The sequence below is a fragment of the Streptomyces sp. H51 genome, from assembly GCF_035656535.1.
Taxonomy (GTDB): domain Bacteria; phylum Actinomycetota; class Actinomycetes; order Streptomycetales; family Streptomycetaceae; genus Streptomyces.
The window spans coordinates 50,245-69,438 of sequence record NZ_JAYMHD010000081.1 but is presented as its reverse complement, the minus strand read 5'-3'; the positions used below and the strand labels follow the sequence as shown (position 1 = coordinate 69,438).

Here is a 19,194-nt window from a genome sequence, read left to right as displayed (position 1 = left end):
TCACTCCCGACCGAGGATCGCGGCGGCAGCCTCCACGCCCTCACGGGTGCCGATGACGATGAGGGTGTCGCCGCCGGCCAGCCGGAAGTCCGGTCCCGGTGAGGGCACCGCCTCGGCCAGGCGCAGCACGGCCACGATCGACACCCCGGTCTGCGTCCGCATGCGGGTGTCGCCGAGCAGCCGCCCGTTCCAGTGCGAGGTGGCGGCCAGTTCGATCCGCTCGGCCACCAGCCCCAGCTCGGTCGTCGACAGCAGCCCCGCCCTGTGGTGCGCGGGCATCAGCGCGCCGACCAGCGCCTCCGCCTCCCCGGCCGACAGCCGTACGGACAGCGCGCAGGCGTCGGGATCGTCCTCGCGGTACGCGCTGAGGGTCCGCGCGCCGTCCCGGTGCGCGACCACGGACAGGCGCTGCTGCTCCCGCGTGGTCAGGTCGTAACGGACCCCGATGCCCGGCAACGGCGTACTGCTCATGCGCGCGGCGCCCACGGCTGCCCCCCTGTTCGAGACTTGGGTGTTTCTTTGGTGATTCTTTAATGACACCTTATCGAGTGGTGTCGGGGAACCGGGGCCGGGCCGGTCTACAGGAACCGTCTGATCGGGGTGACGGCGGTCTCCCGGGCCCGCTGCAGGAGCGACCGGCGCCGCCACCGGTCGAGGTCCACCGGGGCGCTGCGGTCGCGGTCCGCGTCGAAGTCGCGGTCCAGGGCCGCGGTGAACTCCTCGTCCAGGACCGCGAGCATGACCTCCTCGTCGTGCTCCAGCGAACGCCGGTTGAAGTTGGTGGATCCGATCAGCGACGCGACGCCGTCCACCGTCATGATCTTCGTGTGGAGCATGGTCGGCTGGTACTCGCGGATCTCGACGCCCGCCGCCAGCAGCGTCTCGTAGTGCTGCTGTCCGGCCAGCCGGCAGGCCCGCTGGTCGGTGTGCGGGCCGGGCAGCAGGATCTGCACCCGCACCCCGCGCCGTGCGGTGTCCGCCAGGAGGCCGACGAAGTAGTCGTCGGGGGCGAAGTAGGCGGTGGACAGCCGGAAACGTTCCTCCACGGACGCCAGCACCACCCGGATCAGCGTCTGCATGTCCTGCCAGCCGAAGGCGGCCGAGCCCCGCACCACCTGGACGGTCGCGCCGCCCACCTGCTCGTGCTCGATGAAGCGGTCGCGTTCGTCGTGGAGCGTGTCATGGCACTCGGCCCAGTTCTGCGCGAAGGCGGCGGCTATGCCGTCGACGGCCGGCCCCCTGACCCGGACGTGGGTGTCCCGCCACTCGCCGGGATGACGCGCGTCGCCGCACCACTCCTCGGCGATGCCGACCCCTCCGGTGAAGGCGGTGCTCTCGTCGACGACCAGGGCCTTGCGGTGACAGCGGTGGTTCTGCTTCAGCGGGGACAGGCGCACCGGCTTGCGGAACCACGCGACCTGCACGCCCGCGGCGTCCATGGCGTCCAGGAGGTCCTGCTCGATCTTCTGGGCGCCGAACCCGTCGAGGAGGAGGCGCACCCGCAGCCCGGCCCGGGCGCGTTCGGCGAGGGCGTCCGCGAACTCGTGGGCGATCTCGCCGCGCCAGTAGACGAAGGTCATCATGTCGACCGTGTGCCGCGCCGAACGGATCGCCTCCAGCATGGCCGGGAAGATGGCGTCCCCGTTGCGCAGCGGCGTGAGGTCGTTGCCTTCCGTCGCCGCGATGCCGATGAGGCGTTCGAGCCGTCTTCGCAGCCGCTGCTTGCGGACGCGTGCGCGGTCCGTCGTGCCGTCGCTCGCGTCAGCAGTCGCACCAGTCGCAGCCGTCGCCGTCGCAGCCGTCGCCGTCGCAGCCGTGGGCGACGCCGGCTTCGGCGACGGCGTGCCCGGTGTCTCCACCGACCGCAGGGTCATCTCACGTGCTCCTCTCCTCCTCCGCTCCGGGGCCGGCCACGGACCGGGTCCGCGGCGGGCGGGCGTACGTATACCCGGCATCACCCCCCGTACGGCCCGAACGGGCCGTTCGGGCCGTACGGGGGGTACGGCGCGTGTCGTTTCCGCCGCCGGGCGCCGGGTCCGGGCGGGCGCCCGGCGCCGGCTCCAGATAGACCTCGTCCGCGTAGCACCAGGCCCACACCTCCCCGGGCTCGGCGGAGCACGCCACCGGGTGCCCGGTCTCCTCGTAGTGCGCGGTCGCGTGGGCTCCGGCGGAACTGTCGCAGCAGCCCACGTGCCCGCAGGTCAGGCACATCCGAAGGTGCAGCCAGGTCCGCCCGCGGGCCGCGCACCGCGCGCAGCCCGGCGGGCGCTCCGGCAGCGCGACGGGAGCGGACCCGCCCAGGTGGGCGCAGCCACGCCCCTCCGGCCGGCCGCCGTCCGGCCGTACCCTCCACATGTCCACGACTCCTCAGTCCTCCTCGTCCGCGCCGGCCGACCGGCATCCGACAGTGATTCCGCCGCGGACCGGCCTCCGGTTGCGGCGTGTGCCCCGGCGCGTCGGGGGCATCAGGACCGCACGCACCGTGACGGAATCGACGATCCGAAGGGACGGCTCCCCGTGCTGGCGATCTTCTCCGCGGTCCTGTTCTTCATCGCCTTTCTCATCAACGCGGCCGACATCGCGACCAACGACACCTTCACCTCGACCAACGTGATGCTGCTCGGCCTCACCGCGCTGGCCCTGCACCTGGCGGGCATCGGCAGCGGATGGTCCGTGCCGCGCCGCCGGCGCTGACACCGGGCCGCCGCACGGCCGAGGGCGACGCCGGGAAGCCCTCGGGACGTTTTCTCGGGACGTCCTCGGCAGGTCCGCGTTAGGGTCGCGGTCATGACCGACGACAGTCTGCGCTCCGTCACCGTCGAGCGAACCGGCCCCGGCCGCTTCACCGCCACCAACGCCCGCGGCGGCACGATCGGCTTCGGCACCGGTGCCGGTCCCGACGGCGCGGAGGAGTTCACCCCGGTCGAACTGCTGCTCGCCGCGCTGGGCGGGTGCACGGCGGTCGACGTCGACCTCGCCACCACCCGGCACGCGGAACCCACCCGGTTCTCCGTCGCCGTGACCGGCCAGAAGACCGACGACGAACTCGGCAACCGGCTGACCGACCTCACGGTCACCTTCTCCGTCGCCTTCGAGGACGGCGCGGGCGCCGACCGCGCCCGCGCGATCCTGCCCCGCGCGGTCAGGACCTCGCACGACCGGCTGTGCACGGTCAGCCGCACGGTCGAGACCGGTACGCCGGTGACGGCGGCGGTCGAGGACGTCTGAGGTCCGCCGGTGGCCGCGCGCGGACCCGCTCAGCGGCCGGCTCCGTCCGCGTGCCGCCGGTCGGAGTCCGGCCAGACATAGGGCAGGTCGTCCGGCACTCCGGGAAACCTGGCGGTGTAGACGTCCGGGTCCTTGCGGACGAGGGCGGACCGGTGGCTGAGGTGGAACGCCTCGTCGCCGAGCCACGGCGGCAGCTCGCCGGCCGCCGCCAGTTCCGCCTGGCCACGCGGCGGAGTGCCGGGGCGGAAGGCGGCGAAGTCGGCCACCAGGGTGGCGGCGCAGCTGTCCTGGTGGCCCAGTTCGCGCCACACCCGGCAGACCTCCAGCCCGTAGCGCACGAGCGCCTCCTCGTAGCCGGCCCACATGCGCACGGCGGGGTGGTGACGCCATCCGTACCCGGGGACGGTCAGGCCGCGCAGCACCTGCAGCGCCTCGACGCGCTGCTTGCCCAGCCGGCGCCGGTCGAGTTCCAGCGCCGACAGCCGGAAATCGGGGTGGGGCAGAAACGTCTGCATGGGGCGGTGTCCGTTCCGGGCCGGCAGGGCGGCGGAGGTCCACCGCGTCCGGGCCCGCTGCCTGCGCCTACGCCCGCTTCCTCCGCTTCAGGGCGGACGGCCTGTGCACCGCCGACCGGCCGGACCTGTCGCTGCGGACCTGGTACTGGGGGTCGTCGGGCGAGGCGTCGACCGTGCGTCCGGCCGCCTTTGTCCGCTCGGCGATCTTCCGCTCGACGGTGCCGGTGGTCTCGGTGCCGTGCGTGCGCCAGGCGACCTTGTCGCCCTTGCGCGGTTCCGTCTCCGATCCCCTCTCCGCTCCCGTGTCCGATCGCTTCCTCGATGCCTTCTCCGGGTCCTTCCTCGGCGAGCTGTCCTGGTCCTTCGCCATGGGCCGGCCTCCTCACGGGCGGGGTCGGGCACGTCCGCGGTCCACTCCGACGGCGGTCACCCGGGGACGCACCTCGACGGGTTCCCGGTCACCGCCCGAGCATCCAGGCGCGGGTGCCGAAGGTCACGCACGCCTGCGAGGCGAGCGCGGCGGCTTCGCGCAGGGCCGTGACGAAGGCCCGCGTCGTCAGGGGGCCGTGGACGGCGAGGTGGTGGGCGAGGGCCCCGTGCAGGACGTCCCCCGCGCCGAGGGTGTCCGCCACGCGGACGGCGGGCACGTCGACGGTGCCGCCTCCCTCGGGTCCCGCCCACACGATGGACCGCCCGCCGCGGCTGACCGCCGACCAGGTGACGCCCTGGGCCCGCAGGTACTCCAGCACCTGGGTGGGCGAGCCGGTGCCGGGCGGGTGGAAGTCGGCCGAACAGACGGCGACGTCGGTCAGGGGCAGCAGGCGGTCGGTGCCGTCCTTCCAGCTTCCGCCGTCGTAGAGGACCGGGCGGCCGGCGGCACGTGCGGCGCGGGCGGCCGCCAGCGCCAGCCGCGGATGGTGGCCGTCGGCCTCGACGATGTCGCAGCCGGCCACCAGCTCGTCGAGGCCGTCGGGCGGGAGCAGCCGGTGCCGCGCCGCGTTGGTCGAGGCGACGGCGCGCTCCCCGCTGGACGCGGTCACCAGGATCGAGGACACGGCCGGCGGTACGGGCGAGTCGGCCGCCAGGTCCGTCACGCGCACGCCCAGCCGGGCGAGGTCCGCCGCGGCGGCCACGCCCAGGGAGTGCCGGCCGATCGCGGTGACCAGCGTGGCCGTACCGCCCAGGTGGCTGAAGACCGCCGCCGCGTTCGCCGCCGGGCCTCCCGCGGCGACGACCTGTTCCCGCGCGGTCACCTTCTCGTCCGGGCCGGGAGGACGGTCGACGAGCTGGATGACGTCCAGGGTGCACAGGCCGACGAAGAGACCCGCGGGCCGCTTCCGCCTCGTCGACGTCACCCGCCGCACCTCCTCGTCGCCGGGGCTCCCGCCCGGTTCTGCCGTCAGTGTAGGAACGGACGGCCGTCGTGCGCGCGTGGCGTTTCCGGGTGCGCGGGTGCGCGGGTGCGCGGGTGTGCGGGTGCGCGGGTGTGCGGGCGGGTGGCGGGGCGGTCAGCGTCGGCGCAGTGCCGGGTCGAGGAGGGAGGGCGGGGTGTCGTTCTTCTCGTGCGGGGCGAGGTCGACGCCGGGGGCGACCACGGCGTCGATCGCGTCGAGGACGTCGGCGGACAGCACGGTGTCGGCGGCGGCGAGCTGCGCGCGCAGGTGGTCCTGCGTGCGCGGCCCGATGAGCGCGCTGGTCACCGCCGGGTGGGCGGTCACGAATCCGAGCGCGAGCTGGATCATGGTCAGGCCGGCCTCGTCGGCGATCCGGGCCAGCCGCTCGACGGCGTCGAGCCGGGCCCGGCCGGCGGGGAGGGCGGTGTCGAACCGCTGCGGCATGAACGTCGAGCGATTGGTGGTGATCTCCCGGCCCTCGCGGATCGCGCCCGACAGCCAGCCGGAGGCCAGCGGGCTCCACACCAGCACGCCGAGGCCGTACTCCTCGGTCACCGGCAGTACATGGGTCTCGGCCCCGCGCTGCAGGACGGAATAGCCGGGCTGCTCGGTGACGTACCGGCCCAGGCGGTGCTCGCGGGCCGCCCACTGGGCCTGCACGATGCGGTGGGCCGGGAAGGTCGAGGAGCCGAAGTAGCGGATCTTGCCCGCGCGTTGCAGGTCGGTCAGCGCCGACAGGGTCTCCTCGTCTCCGGTGCTCGGGTCCCACCGGTGGATCTGGTACAGGTCGATGTGGTCGACGCCGAGCCGGCGCAGGCTGTCCTCCACCGCGGTGACCAGCCAACGGCGCGAACCTCCCCGGCTGTTGCGCCGGTCGCCCATGGGCAGTCCGGCCTTCGTGGCCAGCACGACGTCGTCGCGGCGTCCGGCGATCGCCTTGCCGGTCATCTCCTCCGATTCGCCGTCGCCGTACTTGTCGGCGGTGTCGATGAGGTTGATCCCGGCCTCGAGGGCGGTGTCGACGAGGGCGGTGACCTCGTCCTGGGTGGTCCGTCCGATCCTGCCGAAGTTCATCGCGCCGAGCGCGAGGGAGCTGACCTGAACGCCGGTGCGGCCCAGGGTGCGGTACTGCATGGCTGTGTTCCTCCGGGAAGGGGCGGGGTGCGGGCACGGCTTGGCCCTGGGTTCCCGCTCTGGCATCATGAGAAAGCGGAACGTTGTTCCGGAAATGAAGATACGGAACGTTGTTCCGGTTGGCAAGGCCGACTGTGGAAGGAGTGCGCCGTGAACGACGGCGAGGAGGGCGCGGGCCGCGCGGCCCCGGCCAGGCGGGCGGACGCCCGGCGCAACAAGGAGACGCTGCTGGACGCCGCCGCCGCGGTCTTCGTCGCCTCGGGAGTGGAGGCGCCGGTGCGGGACATCGCGGCCGAGGCCGGCGTCGGACTGGGCACGATCTACCGGCACTTCCCGACGCGGGCGGACCTCATCATCGCCGTCTACCGGCACCAGGTCGAGGCCTGCGCCGAGGCCGGCCCCGCTCTGCTGGCGAGCTGCGCGACCCCGTACGACGCGTTGCGGGAGTGGATCGACCGCTTCGTCGAGTTCCTGGTCACCAAGCACGGCCTGGCCGCCGTACTGCAGTCCGACGACGCAGGATTCGAGGCGCTGCACGCCTACTTCCTCGACCGCCTCGTGCCCGTGTGCGCCCGGCTGCTCGACGCCGCCGCCGACGCCGGCGAGATCAGCCCCGGCATGGACGCCTTCGCGTTCATGCGTGGCGTCGGCAACCTCTGCATCGGCGCGGAGAGCGATCCCCGCTACGACGCGCGCCGGCTGGTCGGGGTCCTCGTCGCGGGACTGCGGCGGGACTGACGCTGCCTGACGTACCGTCAACCGGTGGTCCGGCGAGGCGGCGTGTCCCTAGGATGGACTGCCTCAAGGGCGAAGGCGCGGGTGCGTGACGGGAGTTGGGGAGACGATGGAGTCCGGGAAGCAGCAGTTGTCCACCAGGATCGATGCCACGGTGCCGACGGCTGCGCGCATGTACGACCACTACCTCGGCGGCAAGGACAACTACGCCGCCGACCGGGCCGCCTGCGAGGAACTGGACAAGGTGGTGCCGAGCACGCGGGCGCTGGCGCTCAACAACCGGCGCTTCCTCCAGCGCGTGGTCAGGACGCTGGCCGAGGAATACGGCATGCGGCAGTTCCTCGACCACGGATCCGGGCTGCCCACCCAGAACAACGTGCACCACGTGGCCCAGGCGGTCGACCCCGCCTCGCGGGTGGTGTACGTCGACATCGACCCGATGGTCCTGGTGCACGGCCGGGCCCTGCTGGAGCAGAACGAGCGCACCGCCGTCATCCAGGCGGACTTCCGCGACACCGAGGGCATACTGTCCCACCCCGACACCCAGCGGCTGATCGACTTCTCCCAGCCGGTGGCGGTGCTGTTCAACTCGGTGTTCCACTGCATCCCGGACAGCGACACCGACGGCCCCCTCGCGGTGATCCGGCGGGTGACCGAACGGCTGGTGCCCGGCAGTCACCTGGTGATGTGCCAGCTCGTCAGCGACGACCCCGAGGTGCGGAAGTTCGTCACCGACTTCATGGGCCAGGCCACGCAGGGCAACTGGGGGCGGGTGCGCGAGGAGAAGGACGTCGCGGAGTGGTTCGACGGCATGGACATACTCGATCCGGGCCTGGTGGAGGTGTCCACCTGGCGCCCGGACACCGAGGTGGCGCCCCGTCAGCTCACCCAGGAATGGATCGAGTTCGGGGGAGTGGGGCGCCTGCGCTAGCAGGTCGCCCGGTCACGTCTCCGCGTACCGCCGGACGGCGGTGTCGCGGAGGCGGGCCAGGGAATCACGGGGGTCGAGGGCTTCGTCGGCCAGCCGGTCCAGGGCCACCCGGTACTCCTCCGTCTCGTCGCGGTCCTCCAGGAACGTGGCGCTCCTGATGTGCTCGAGGTAGACGACGTCGGGCAGGTCGGCGCCGCCGAACCGCAGGTAGGTGACGGGGATGGCGGGCGCGGAGGCGTTCGTGACGTCCAGCGGCACGATCTGGAGCGTCACGTGCGGCAGTCGGGCCATCTTGATCAGGTGCTCGAGCTGCTCGCGCATGATCTCCCGGCTGCCCAGCACCCGCAGCAGCACCGACTCGTCGATGATCGCCCACAGTTGGGGCGCGTCCGGCCGCTCCAGCAACTCCCGCCGCCGCATGCGCAGTTCGACGCGGCGCTCGATCTCGCGGCCGGTCGCGGTGGGCAACCCGCGCTCGACCACGGCGCGCGTGTAGGCCGGTGTCTGCAGCAGGCCGGGCACGTACTGGATCTCGAAGGTACGGATGGCGTCGGCCGCCTCCTGCAGCCCGACCAGCCGGTCGAACCACTCCGGCATCAGCCGCTTGTCGAACCGCTGCCACCACCCCGGTTCCCCGGCCCGCCGCAGCAACTGCAGCAGCACCGACGTCTCGTGCTCCCCGGTCCCGTACAGCTCCAGCAGCGCGCGGACGTCCGCCTCGGTGGGTGGTCGGCGGCCCTTGCCCGCCTCGATCCGCGACAGCTTCGCCGCGCTGAAGCCCGCCGCGCGGGCGGCCTGCTCCTGGGCGAGGCCCGCGTCCTCCCGGATGCCCGCCAACTGCACGCCGACCAACATCTTCAGCAGGGTCGGGGCGGGCTCGGTGCGGCTCAGATACGGCTCCAGGCGGGAGATACGCGGTGACTCGGAGGGCATCCTGACTCCCGGTGGGCAGACGGCGACAGGACGCATTATCGCACCGGGGGACCCGCTGTCGCAGGGCACCGACCGAAGCGGAGCGCCGCGGTCCGCCTCCGGGTGGGGCGGCGGTGCGTCCCCCGGTGCGGTGGCGGTCGCGTCTCCCGGTGCGGTGGCGGTCGCGTCCCCGGGTCACAGGAGGTGGTCGAACTCGCCCTCCTTCGCGCCCGCGAGGAAGGCGGCCACCTCGGCCGGCGTGTAGATCAGCGCCGGCCCGTGCGGGTCACGGGAGTTGCGCATCGCGATGCCTCCCCCGGCCAGGGCGGCGACCTCGACGCAGTTGCCCTCGGCGTTGCTGTGGCGGCTCTTGATCCAGTCGACGCCCAATGAACTGGCCCGCACCCCGTTCGGAACCGATGCCATGCATCCTCCTCCACGTGTTCCGCCACGTCGGCCGCTCCGAAGCGGCGTGCTCCGCGTGGCGGCCCCTTCACTCGATCGTGCGCAATTTCCCGTGAAATTGCATGAAGTTGCTGACGGCGTGGATAATAGCCAAGGCGTCAACCTCCGCGCTGACGCTTTGTCCTGACGTCACCTCAGGGAGGCGCCGTGTCGCTGCCCGTGCACCCAGCGCCCTGGTCGGGGACCGGTGCGGAAGTCCCGCCCGCCCGGCCGGCGAGGCGGCCCCCGCCGGCCGGTGCTCGCCGGCGCGCCGCGCCGCTGACCGCCGCCCTGTGGCTGACCGGCGACGACCACGGCTGCGCCGAGGCGCGGGACTTCACCGGCCGCACCCTCGCCGCCTGGGAGCTGGAGCACCGCCGTGACGACGCGCTCGCCGTCGTCAGCGAACTCGTGGGCAACGCCGTGCTGCACGCCCGGCCGCCCACCCCGGCCGACGGGACCGCCTTCGAGGCGCGGCTGAAGCTCACCCTGCGCCCCCGCCACCTGGTGTGCGCGGTCACCGACCGAAGCGACAGCCTGCCCCTGTACCGGCCCCTGACCAGCCCGCTGCAAGAGCACGGACGCGGCCTGCACATCGTCGAGGCCCTGTCCGAACACTGGGGCTGACCCAGGTGCAACCCCGCCGGCAAGACCGTCTGGGCCATGCTGCCCACCCGGTCGTGCCCCTGAGACGACGGCTCGGAGAAGACCGATGACAGGCGTCCCGACGCAGACCGAACCGGCACCGGTGTTCGGGGACCTGGTACGCGTGCCCTGGAGCGACATCGAGGACGCCACCGGGTCCGCCGCGGCCATCCCGTTCCTGCTCGCCGCCATCGCCTCCGGCGACCCGGCCGCCGCCGACACCGCGCTGGACAGGCTGCGCCACCGCATCTGCCAGTACGGCTTCGTCGTCGGCCAGGCCACCGCCGTCACCGTCCCCTTCCTGTGGGACCTCGCCCAGCGCCCCCAGGTCACCTGCCGGGCGCGGATCCTGCGCCTGCTGAAGAACATCGCGGACGCGCGCCAGTGGGAGACCACGGCCGCCGCCTACCCCAAGCTGCGCCGTCACCACAACGACTACGTCGAATGGGAGTCGGCGGCCCGCCGCGCCGTACGCGGCCAGAGCGGCGCCATCCCGCGCCTGCTCGCCGAGCGGGACACCGAACTCGTCCAGGCCACCCGGGAACTCGCCTCCGCCCTGGCCCGGTGACGGCCACCGGGCCGGGCGCGGCGGTCACCGGCCCGCCTCCGGGGCCGGTCTCATCTCCGGTGCCGGTCCCCCCTGCGGTAGGTGCGCGCCACCAGCACCGCGGTCATGACCAGTACGAGGACGGCGACGGCAGCCCAGGGAGGGACGACGCCCGCCGACGGCTGAAGGGCGAGGGTGCGCGTGCTCACGTGAGCCTCCGTGGATGAGTTCGATGGGGCGTGGGGTGCGGCGACCGGGCCGGGGCCTACGGCAGAGGGGTGCCGCCGGTGGCGTTGAGGATCTCCGCGGTGACGAAGCTCGCGTCCTGGGAGGCGAGGTAGACGTACGCCGGCGCCAGTTCCGCCGGCTGCGCCGGACGGCCCAGCGGGCTCTGCTTGCCGAACTCCGCGGTGTCGGGCATCGTCGCCGGGATCAGCGGCGTCCACACCGGGCCGGGCGCGACCGCGTTGACCCGGATGCCGCGTTCCGCGACCATCTGCGCCAGGCCCTGCGTGAAGGTGACGATCGCGCCCTTGGTCATCGCGTAGTCCAGCAGGTGCGGGCTGGGCTTGTATGCCTGCACCGACGCGGAGTTGATGACGCTGCCGCCCGCGGGGACGTGCGGCAGGGCGAACTTGGTCAGCCAGAACATCCCGTAGAGGTTCGTGCGCAGCACCCGGTCGAACTGCTCGGTCGTGATGGCCTCGATGCCGTCCGGCTGCGACATCTGGTAGGCGGCGTTGTTCACCAGGACGTCGATCCGCCCGAACTCCGCGACCGCGCGTTCGATCAGCGCCCGGCAGTTGTCCTCCTGGCGGATGTCGCACGAGACGGCGACCGCCCTGCGGCCCGCCTCCTCCACCAGCCGGGACGTCTCGCGCGCCTCGTCCGCCTCCTCCTCCAGGTGGGTGAACAGCACGTCGGCGCCCTCACGCGCGTAGGCCAGCGCGACGGCCCTCCCGATGCCGGAGTCCCCGCCCGTGACGACCGTCTTGCGCCCCTCCAGGCGGCCGGAACCGCGGTAGGACTCCTCGCCGTGGTCGGGCGGCGGGTCCATCGGACCGGTCCAGCCCGGATGCGGCTGGTCCTGGGAGGGGAAGTCGGGCCGGGGGTGCTGCGTGGTCGGGTCCTGCCGGGCGTCCCGCTCGTGGCTCACGTCGGCCTCCTCATCGGTCCGGGATTCGTCCGGGCGTCGTGCCCGGGCCACCGGGTTCCCTGATCACGCCCGTCGAAAAGCCCTCTCCGGCCGCGCGCCCGGCCGGGCGGGTCACGAGCCGACGGCGGCCGGGAACAGCACCGGCAGGACGGCCCCGTCGGCACCGCCGTCTGCACGGCGAGCCCGCCGAGGATGTCGCCGACCGCGGCCTCCAGCCGCCCGAGCAGCCGCCGCACGGCCGCCCGTTCCCCGGGACCCCTCGGCACCTCGCGGCGCCGGATCCTGCGGCTCGGTCCGGCCACGCCGTCCGGGGCGGTGCCGGCCGTGCGGGCGGCCCGGCGACGCCGCACGGTCAGGGCGGGTGCCTGTGGGGGTCCGCGAGCACGTCACGCCCGGCCGGCCTCAGGAGCCGGTGAGGACGACGAGTCGCTGGGTCGCCCGGGTCATCGCGACGTAACGGTCGACCGCTCCCTCGATGCCGTCGCCGAACCGCTCCGGACCGACGAGGACGACCAGGTCGAACTCGAGCCCCTTCGCCAGTTCCGGGGACAGGGACCGGACGCGCGCGGTCGGCCGGAACGCCGGATCGCCGATGACGCAGGCGATTCCGTCGGCGTGCGAGGTGAGCCAGGCGCCGAGGACCGCGTCCAGATCGGCGACGGAGCCGTGTTCGACGGGGATGCCGGTGCCGCGGACGGAGACCGGCACGTTGGCGTCCGGGAGCGCGGCCCGGATGACCGGCTCGGCCTGCGCCATGACTTCCCGCGGTGTCCGGTAGTTGATGCTCAGGGAAGCCAGACGGATCCGGTCGAACCCGACCCGTCCGAGCCGCTCCTGCCACGACTCGGTGAACCCGTGCCGGGCCTGGGCACGGTCCCCGACGACGGTGAAACTCCGCGACGGACACCGCGTCAGCAGCATCTGCCACTCCGCGTCGGTCAGTTCCTGCGCCTCGTCGACGACGATGTGCGCGAACGGGCCGGCCAGCAGATCGGGGTCGGCGGTGGGCAGTTCGGACTCGTCGACCAGGCTGACCCGGGCGTCCGCGCCGCGCAGCATGGTCACCAGGCCCTCGCCGTCGTCACCGTCGGCGCCGGAGTCGGCCACGGCCTCGATCAGGGTGTCGACGACCCGTGTCATCCGCTCACGCTGCGCGGCGAGGGCCGCCTCCTGCCGGCGCTTGCGCCGGGCCGTCTCGGGGTCGCCGAGCCGCTGCCGTGCCGCGTCCAGCAGCGGCAGGTCGGACACCGTCCAGGCCCGGCCGTCCGCCCGCCGCAGCCTGCGCACCTCGTCGGGGCTCAGCCATGGGGCGCACAGGCGCAGATAGGCGGGCACCGTCCACAGGTCCGACACCAGGTCGGCCGCTTCGAGCAGCGGCCACGAGCGGTCGAAGGCCGTCACCAGTTCCCTGTTCCGCAGCAGCGAGCGCCGCAGCAGGTCGGGCGAGACCTCGCCCTGGTGCTTTTCCATCAGGATCGTGAGCAGCTCGTCCCAGACCTGGTGGCGCGCCTCGTTGTGCGGCGTTCCGGGTTCCGCGGCGTCGAACGCCAAGGCCCAGTCGTCGGCACTCAGTTGGATGTCGGACCAGTGGGTGGTGACCGTCATCCCCTCGGCGGGCGGCTCCTCGTAGAACCCGACGGCCGTCTCGATCGCCTTGACCACCATGTCCGCGGAGGACTTCAGACGGGCCACGTCCGGGTCGGTCTCGACGGCCGCCCCGGCGCCCTCGGCGACGAGGTCCCGCAGGACGCAGGTCTGCACGCCCTCCTCGCCGAGGCTGGGCAGCACATCGGCGACGTAGGCGAGGTAGGGCCGGTGCGGGCCGACGAACAGGACCCCGCCACGGCGGTGCCCGAGCCGGGGGTCGGAGTGGAGCAGGTAGGCCGAGCGGTGCAGCGCGACGACGGTCTTGCCGGTGCCCGGACCGCCGTCGACGACGAGGGCACCGCGGGACCCCGCGCGGATGACGGCGTCCTGGTCGGCCTGGATGGTGCCGAGGACGTCCCGCATCCGCGGCGAGCGGCTGCCGCCCAGGCCGGCGATGAAGGCGGACTGGTCGTCGAGCGCGGCGTGCCGCTCCAGCCCGTCGGCGGTGAAGACCTCGTCCCAGTAGTCGCCGATCCGGCCGCGGGTCCAGCGGTACCTGCGCCGGCTCGCCAGCCCCATCGGGTTGGCGTGGGTGGCGCCGAAGAACGGTTCGGCGGCGGGGGAACGCCAGTCGACCAGCAGCCTGCGGCCCGTGCTGTCGGTGAGGCCGAACCGGCCCACGTACACCGGCTCGGGGTCGTCCGTGCCGACCATGCGTCCGAGGCACAGGTCCAGACCGAAGCGGCGCAGTGCGCGCAGGCGCGCGGTCAGCCGGTGGACCTCCGCGTCCCGGTCCATCGCCTGCCGCCCCAGCCCACCGGGCGCCCTGCGCTCGGCGTCGAGGCGGTCGGACAGTTCGGCGATCGTCAGTTCGAGGCACTCCGCGACGGCCGCGAAGTGCCGTTCGTCGTCGGAGACCAGTGCCGGGTCGGCCTTGGCGGACAGGCGGTCGGGAAGGTCGAACACGCTGGTGGTCAGCGGTTTCACGCTAGGGGCTCCGATCTGGGGCCGCACCGGACATGGCGCGCGGCGGCAAGGCGGGGGCAGAGCCGCGAGGCGGCGGCTGCGGCCGTGGTGACGGCCAGACCGGTGATTGTGCGACACCGACGGGGCCTTGCCGCAAGCCCCCCGGTGCGCTATAGGTTGAGAGTGGCAAGGAGTGGGCGAACTCCTTGCCTTTCTCGTTCCCCCTGTCCCCCTGCTCCCCCAGTGCTTCCCCAGGCGGCCCCGGTCAGGAGCCGTGGACCAGCTTCTTGATCTCGGTCGGACCGGTGCCCGAATCGACGCCGACGATGACGATGTGGTCCCCGGCCTGCTTCGACGCGATGGCGACGCCCGGGTCGACCCCCTCGATCGAGTAGGCCGTTGTGAGGTCCGGCGTCGTCCGGCCGTCACTGTCGTCGTCGGGTGTGTCGTCGCACGGGGGGATCGTGGCGGCACCGAGCTCGTCGCCGATGGTGAACCCGGCGACCTCCGTACCCGCGTACGCGCGCTCCTGGTACACCACCAGGTACGCGCACGACGACGCGGACCCACCGTCACCGCCGCTGCCCGACGCCGTGCAGCCGACGGCCGTCGCGGCCGTGACCACCGCCACCAGCACCCGTACCGCTCCCGTTCCGCCGGTCGCGCGCGGAATCCTCGTCACCATGCCTCCTCATGCCGCATCGGCTCGGCGTCCCGTCCGCGGACGCGGAGGCGGAACACGCTCCGGGAACGCGTCGGGCTCCCAGAACACCGACGCCGCGAGGGCGTGGTTCGTTCGGAGGCCCGGCGCCCGGCCCCGTCCAGCGCGTTCCCAGCCGACTGCCAGTGCCGTCGCCCATCGTGGGCGGTGAGGCGATCGCCTCACCGCCCACGCCCGGTGCGCCGGGCGTGACGGACGACGGGGAACGGGGACACCGCATGGGCGACATGGGGATGAAGGAGACGAAGGAGCCGAACGGTTGCGTTCGGGCGTCCGGGCGCGGGGGAGCGCGGGGGGTCCGGCGCGGTCTCGTGGCGGCGGTGGCCCTCGGCGGCGTCCTGCTCGCCTCGGGATGCCGGACGGACGACGCCGCCGTCGACGTGAACGGCACCGGCCGCCCGTCGGCCGGGGCCTCCGCCGAGGGGGACGGGGCGGACCAGGAGCCGGCCGGCGGCCTCAGGGTCACGGGCGTGTCGCTGACCGTCGTGCCCGCCGGTCTCACCTCGGTGAAGTGCAGGACGGCCGTGCCGGAGAGCTACCTGGCGGTGATCACCTTCGCCAAGGGCCACCGGGGAGGCAAGGTCACCGTCCGCTACGGCGCGACCAGCAGCACGATGAAGGAGGAGACCCTGAGCGTCCCGGCCGGCAAGACGTCGGTGACGAAGAGTTTCTTCCACTCGGAGTACATCCTGAGCGGCTCGCTCGCCGCCGCGCAGGTGAACGTCGTCGCACCCGACCCCGTGCAGTCGGCGACCGTCCGCCCCACGGGCACGTGCAGCGACGGCGGCATGTGGGACATGGGCACCGACAGCGGCGCCACGGGCGGCTACTGACCCGGCGGCCGGACCGCTCGAAGACCCGGGACCTCGCACACCGCGAGGTCCCGGGTCCTTCGCCGTATGCCGTGACGCGGGCCACCGCACCGGCCGGTCGGCCGGTATCTCACCTTCACCCCTTATGTCCCCGCGGTTTCTGTGTATCCGCTGATCCCGCTGTCGCAGTGAACCGCCGCCGTCTGGCACCCTATGCGCCAGAACTGTGAGAAAAGGCGGGGCATCGGTGGACATACAGGTCGGTGTTCTGGGGCCGATGACGGCCATGGTCTCGGGGCGGCACACCGGCCTCGGCGGACTGCGGCAGCGCGCCGTCCTCGCCGTGCTGGTCGCCGCACGCGGACGCATGGTCCCGGAGGACCGGCTGCGCGCCGACGCCTGGGGGCAGACGCGCAGCGCGTCCGCGGCCACGCTCCACTCCTACGTCGGCGAACTGCGCAAGCTGCTGGAACCCGGCCGCCCCGCCCGGCAGCCCGCCCAGGTCCTGGTGCGCGAGGGCGTCGGCTACGTGCTGAGGCTGGACGCGGAGGCGGTGGACGCCGAGCGGTTCACCACGCTGACCGAACACGGGCAGCGCCTCCTCCAGCGCGGCGAGGCCGCCGCGGCGGTGACGGCGCTGCGCGAGGGACTCGCCCTGTGGCGGGGCCCGGCCTACGCCGAGTTCGCCGACGCCCCCTTCGCCCGGCCGGAGATCGCCCGCCTGGACGGTCTGCGTCTGGCCGCCCAGGAGGACCTGTACGCCGCCGAACTGTCGACGGGCCGGCACGCCGTGATCGTCGGCGACCTGGAGAAGCACACCGCCGAGCATCCCCTCAGCGAACGCGGCTGGGAACTGCTGACACTGGCCCTGTACCGGTCCGGGCGCCAGGGCGACGCGCTGGGCGCCCTGCGCGCCGCGCGCCGTACCCTCGCCGAGGAACTGGGCGTCGACCCCGGGCCCGGGCTGCGGCAGCTGGAGACGGCCGTCCTCGCACAGGACGACGACCTCGCCGCGCCCCCCGCGGCCCGGCCGGGGCCGGCCGCGGCGCGGCCCGCCGTCCGGCCGTCCCGGTGGCCGCCCGCGCCGCCACCGGCCGACCCGGACGGCCCGCAAGCGGCACCCGTGGCCGGGCGGCCGCCGGACACCTCGGACGGCGTCGCCGCCACCCGCCGGTCGCCGCACACACCGCACACGCCGGGCACGCCGCTGGTCGGCCGGGACCGCGACATCGCCGAGGTCGCCGCGCTGCTGCTGCGGCCGGAACACCGGCTGGTGACGCTCACCGGGACGGGCGGGGTGGGCAAGACGCGGCTGGGCATGGCGGTGAGCCGACGGCTGGCGGACGACTTCCCCGACGGGATCGTCTTCGTGGCGCTCGCCTCGGTGCGCGACCCCGCGCTGGTGCTGTCGGCCGTCGGCCACGCCGTCGCGCCGGGAGCGCAGGAGGGGCTGGACGTCGAGGCGCTGGTCGTCGACCAGGTGCGAGGCCGGCGGATGCTGCTCGTCCTCGACAACTTCGAGCACGTCGTCGACGCCGCGCCGGCGGTGGCCCGGCTGCTCGCCGCGTGCCCGCTGCTGAGCGTGCTGGTGACGAGCCGGGCGGCCCTCCGCGTCCGCGACGAGACCGTCCACCCGGTGCAGCCCCTGGACCTGCCATCCGGCTCGCGGACGGACCCGGAGGCCGTCGGGTCGGCCTCCGCGGTGCGGCTGTTCGTCGAACGCGCCCGCGCGGTGGCGCCCGGATTCGCGCTCACCCCGGACAACGCCCCCACCGTGGCCGCCGTCTGCGAGCGGCTCGCCGGTATCCCGCTGGCCCTGGAGATCGCCGCGGCCAAGGCCCGTTTCCTGCCCCCGTCGCTGCTGCTCGCCCGGCTCGACGAGGCGATGGCCGCCGACGGGGCACGGGACCTGCCCGACCGCCAGCGGACCATGCGCGCCACCCTCGACTGGAGCTACGGCCTGCTCGGCGAGCCCGAACAACGGCTGTTCAGGCGGCTGGGGGCCTTCTCCGACAGCTTCACCCTGGAGGCCGCGGAGGCCGTCGGCTCCGGCCCGGACGGCGACGACCCGGTGCTCGGGCCGCTGGCGGAACTGGTGGACCAGTCGCTCGTCGTCACGGTCACCGACAGGGGCTGCCGGTTCCGCTACCGCATGCTCGAACCGGTGGCCCAGTACGCCCGGACCCACCTCGCCCGCGGCCGGGCGGAGGCCTGGGCGGCCGGTCACGCCCACGCCGCCCACTTCCTGGAGCTGGCCGAGCGGGCCGCGCCGGAGTACATGGGCGCCGACCAGGTGGGCTGGCTGGAGGTGACCGACGCCGAGCACGGCAACATGACCCGGGCGATCCACTGGGCGCTCAGCGACGGCTCGCCGGAGACCGCGGGACGGCTGGGCTGGGCACTGTGGCTGTACTGGTGGGTGCGGGGGGACCTGCTGCTCGGCCGCCGCGCGCTGGAGGCGACGCTGGAGCAGCCGCTGCCGGCCGGGCTGCGCTCCCGGGTGCGGTCCGCGGCCGCCGGGATGGCCTTCGCGCAGGGCGACTTCGCGGCCGCCGGCCGCTGGTGGCAGCAGGCGTACGAGGACGGGGAGGCGGCGCAGGACGTGGCGGCGCGGGCGCATTCGCTGGCCGGTGTCGGACTGGTGGCGCTCGCCGAGGGCGATGCGGGGAAGGCCGCGGCCCTGTTCCGCGACTCGATACCGCTGGCGGAGCGGGCGGGTGAGACGGGCCCGTGGCTGTGGTCGCTGATCCACGTGTGGCTCGGCACGACGATCATGATGGAGACGGGTCCCACGGACGCCGTCCCGTACATCGAACTCGGGCTCGCCTCCGCACGCAGCCGCGGTGACCTCCTCGCGATCTACGTCGCGCTGTTCAACCTCTCCCAGGCGAGGATCAGCGAGGGCGACCACGAGCGGGCCAGGGAGCACCTGGAGGAGGGCGTGCGCCTGTCGGAACAGACGCGCGACCTGGCCAACCTGGCCTACTTCCTCGACGCGCTGGCGGTCGTGGAGGACGCCGCCGGGGACGCCGTACGCGTCGCGACGCTGCTGGGCGCCGCGCAGTCCCTGCGCGAGTCCGTGGGTTCCCCGGTCTACGGCTACTACCAGCCGGACGACTCGCTGCGGGACGGTGCGGCCGTCCGCGCCCGCGGGACACTGGGCGCCGCGGCCTTCGACGAGGCCGTCGCGGTGGGCCGCTCGTTCGCCCTCACCGAGACCGTCGCCTACGCCGTCCGCCGCCCCTGACCGGCGGCCGGAAGGCCCCACCGGGCGGGCCGCGGAGCGGTGCGGCCCCACCGCTGCCACGCCCTGGACGCCGGCCCGTGCGAACACTGGGCGCGCGTCTCCAGTCGCTTCCCAGGTGATTGCCAGCGGCCGACGGCACCGTCTGACGGGAAGGCGGCCACCGGTCCGGTGGTGACGCCTCGACACATCGTGTGCGGGCCTCGTTCCGAGCGCCGCGCCC

21 protein-coding genes are annotated in these 19,194 nt (G+C 73.8%); 8 read left to right on the top strand and 13 right to left on the bottom strand.

Annotation, left to right across the window (positions count from 1 at the left end; all coding sequences use genetic code 11):
- The 3 genes from VKA29_RS32210 to VKA29_RS32200 form a co-directional block, all read right to left on the bottom strand.
- The gene (locus VKA29_RS32210) at positions 1-471 is read right to left on the bottom strand and encodes a cation:proton antiporter regulatory subunit (RefSeq protein WP_324789555.1); all 471 of its coding nucleotides are present in this window, start codon (positions 469-471) and stop codon (positions 1-3) included.
- A 107-nt stretch (positions 472-578) separates the two neighbouring features.
- Positions 579-1,874, bottom strand: coding sequence for a phospholipase D-like domain-containing protein (locus VKA29_RS32205; RefSeq protein ID WP_324789554.1), 1,296 nt, complete (start codon positions 1,872-1,874; stop codon positions 579-581).
- A 1-nt stretch (position 1,875) separates the two neighbouring features.
- Positions 1,876-2,355: a UBP-type zinc finger domain-containing protein gene (locus VKA29_RS32200; RefSeq protein WP_324789635.1), complete on the bottom strand. Its 480-nt coding sequence runs from the start codon at positions 2,353-2,355 to the stop codon at positions 1,876-1,878.
- A gap of 162 nt (positions 2,356-2,517) precedes the next feature.
- On the opposite strand from VKA29_RS32200, the gene VKA29_RS32195 reads away from it, so the two are divergent.
- Both VKA29_RS32195 and VKA29_RS32190 read left to right on the top strand, forming a co-directional pair.
- Positions 2,518-2,694 carry a hypothetical protein gene (locus tag VKA29_RS32195; protein WP_324789553.1) on the top strand — a complete coding sequence of 59 codons (177 nt, stop codon included), beginning with the start codon at positions 2,518-2,520 and terminating at the stop codon, positions 2,692-2,694.
- Positions 2,695-2,787: 93 nt separating this feature from the next.
- Positions 2,788-3,228 (top strand): OsmC family protein, encoded by a 441-nt coding sequence (locus tag VKA29_RS32190; RefSeq protein WP_324789552.1) that lies wholly within the window; start codon positions 2,788-2,790, stop codon positions 3,226-3,228.
- 29 nt (positions 3,229-3,257) lie between these two features.
- On the opposite strand, the gene VKA29_RS32185 is transcribed toward VKA29_RS32190, so the two are convergent.
- The 4 genes from VKA29_RS32185 to VKA29_RS32170 all read right to left on the bottom strand — a co-directional run bounded on the left by VKA29_RS32185 (position 3,258) and on the right by VKA29_RS32170 (position 6,271).
- Positions 3,258-3,743 carry an MSMEG_6728 family protein gene (locus VKA29_RS32185; RefSeq protein WP_324789551.1) on the bottom strand — a complete coding sequence of 162 codons (486 nt, stop codon included), beginning with the start codon at positions 3,741-3,743 and terminating at the stop codon, positions 3,258-3,260.
- Positions 3,744-3,810: 67 nt separating this feature from the next.
- The gene (locus VKA29_RS32180; RefSeq protein ID WP_420718613.1) at positions 3,811-4,113 is read right to left on the bottom strand and encodes a DUF2945 domain-containing protein; all 303 of its coding nucleotides are present in this window, start codon (positions 4,111-4,113) and stop codon (positions 3,811-3,813) included.
- An 88-nt stretch (positions 4,114-4,201) separates the two neighbouring features.
- On the bottom strand, positions 4,202-5,107 hold the full coding sequence (locus tag VKA29_RS32175) for a PfkB family carbohydrate kinase (protein WP_324789550.1): 906 nt from the start codon (positions 5,105-5,107) through the stop codon (positions 4,202-4,204).
- Between the two features lie 144 nt (positions 5,108-5,251).
- Positions 5,252-6,271, bottom strand: coding sequence for an aldo/keto reductase (locus tag VKA29_RS32170; protein ID WP_324789549.1), 1,020 nt, complete (start codon positions 6,269-6,271; stop codon positions 5,252-5,254).
- 150 nt (positions 6,272-6,421) lie between these two features.
- Between VKA29_RS32170 and VKA29_RS32165 the strand changes: the two genes are divergently transcribed.
- Both VKA29_RS32165 and VKA29_RS32160 read left to right on the top strand, forming a co-directional pair.
- On the top strand, positions 6,422-7,009 hold the full coding sequence (locus tag VKA29_RS32165) for a TetR/AcrR family transcriptional regulator (RefSeq protein WP_324789548.1): 588 nt from the start codon (positions 6,422-6,424) through the stop codon (positions 7,007-7,009).
- Positions 7,010-7,115: 106 nt separating this feature from the next.
- Complete coding sequence (locus tag VKA29_RS32160) at positions 7,116-7,937, top strand: SAM-dependent methyltransferase (RefSeq protein ID WP_324789634.1); 822 nt, start codon at positions 7,116-7,118, stop codon at positions 7,935-7,937.
- Positions 7,938-7,949: 12 nt separating this feature from the next.
- Here the strand turns inward: VKA29_RS32160 and VKA29_RS32155 are convergent, their stop codons facing one another.
- Positions 7,950-8,870, bottom strand: a complete 921-nt coding sequence (locus VKA29_RS32155; RefSeq protein ID WP_324789547.1) for a helix-turn-helix transcriptional regulator — start codon at positions 8,868-8,870, stop codon at positions 7,950-7,952.
- Positions 8,871-9,044: 174 nt separating this feature from the next.
- The gene (locus VKA29_RS32150; RefSeq protein ID WP_324789546.1) at positions 9,045-9,275 is read right to left on the bottom strand and encodes a DUF397 domain-containing protein; all 231 of its coding nucleotides are present in this window, start codon (positions 9,273-9,275) and stop codon (positions 9,045-9,047) included.
- Positions 9,276-9,461: 186 nt separating this feature from the next.
- Here VKA29_RS32150 and VKA29_RS32145 point away from each other — a divergent pair, with 186 nt between their 5' ends.
- Together VKA29_RS32145 and VKA29_RS32140 are read left to right on the top strand one after the other, a co-directional pair.
- Positions 9,462-9,920: an ATP-binding protein gene (locus tag VKA29_RS32145; RefSeq protein ID WP_324789545.1), complete on the top strand. Its 459-nt coding sequence runs from the start codon at positions 9,462-9,464 to the stop codon at positions 9,918-9,920.
- An 85-nt stretch (positions 9,921-10,005) separates the two neighbouring features.
- A complete protein-coding gene (locus tag VKA29_RS32140; protein WP_324789544.1) occupies positions 10,006-10,506 on the top strand; it encodes a hypothetical protein in 501 nt (166 codons plus the stop codon).
- A 50-nt stretch (positions 10,507-10,556) separates the two neighbouring features.
- Here VKA29_RS32140 and VKA29_RS32135 read toward each other — a convergent pair whose 3' ends face one another.
- The 4 genes from VKA29_RS32135 to VKA29_RS32120 form a co-directional block, all read right to left on the bottom strand.
- A complete protein-coding gene (locus VKA29_RS32135) occupies positions 10,557-10,694 on the bottom strand; it encodes a hypothetical protein (protein WP_324789543.1) in 138 nt (45 codons plus the stop codon).
- A gap of 56 nt (positions 10,695-10,750) precedes the next feature.
- Entirely contained in the window at positions 10,751-11,641 is an 891-nt protein-coding gene (locus tag VKA29_RS32130; RefSeq protein WP_324789542.1) for an SDR family oxidoreductase, read from the bottom strand.
- A 402-nt stretch (positions 11,642-12,043) separates the two neighbouring features.
- A complete protein-coding gene (gene helR / locus VKA29_RS32125) occupies positions 12,044-14,215 on the bottom strand; it encodes an RNA polymerase recycling motor ATPase HelR (protein WP_324789541.1) in 2,172 nt (723 codons plus the stop codon).
- Positions 14,216-14,459: 244 nt separating this feature from the next.
- Positions 14,460-14,879 (bottom strand): DUF6281 family protein, encoded by a 420-nt coding sequence (locus VKA29_RS32120; protein ID WP_324789540.1) that lies wholly within the window; start codon positions 14,877-14,879, stop codon positions 14,460-14,462.
- 161 nt (positions 14,880-15,040) lie between these two features.
- Here VKA29_RS32120 and VKA29_RS32115 point away from each other — a divergent pair, with 161 nt between their 5' ends.
- Both VKA29_RS32115 and VKA29_RS32110 read left to right on the top strand, forming a co-directional pair.
- Entirely contained in the window at positions 15,041-15,748 is a 708-nt protein-coding gene (locus VKA29_RS32115) for a hypothetical protein (protein ID WP_324789539.1), read from the top strand.
- 226 nt (positions 15,749-15,974) lie between these two features.
- Positions 15,975-18,974, top strand: a complete 3,000-nt coding sequence (locus VKA29_RS32110) for an AfsR/SARP family transcriptional regulator (RefSeq protein WP_324789538.1) — start codon at positions 15,975-15,977, stop codon at positions 18,972-18,974.
- Positions 18,975-19,194 lie beyond the last annotated feature (220 nt).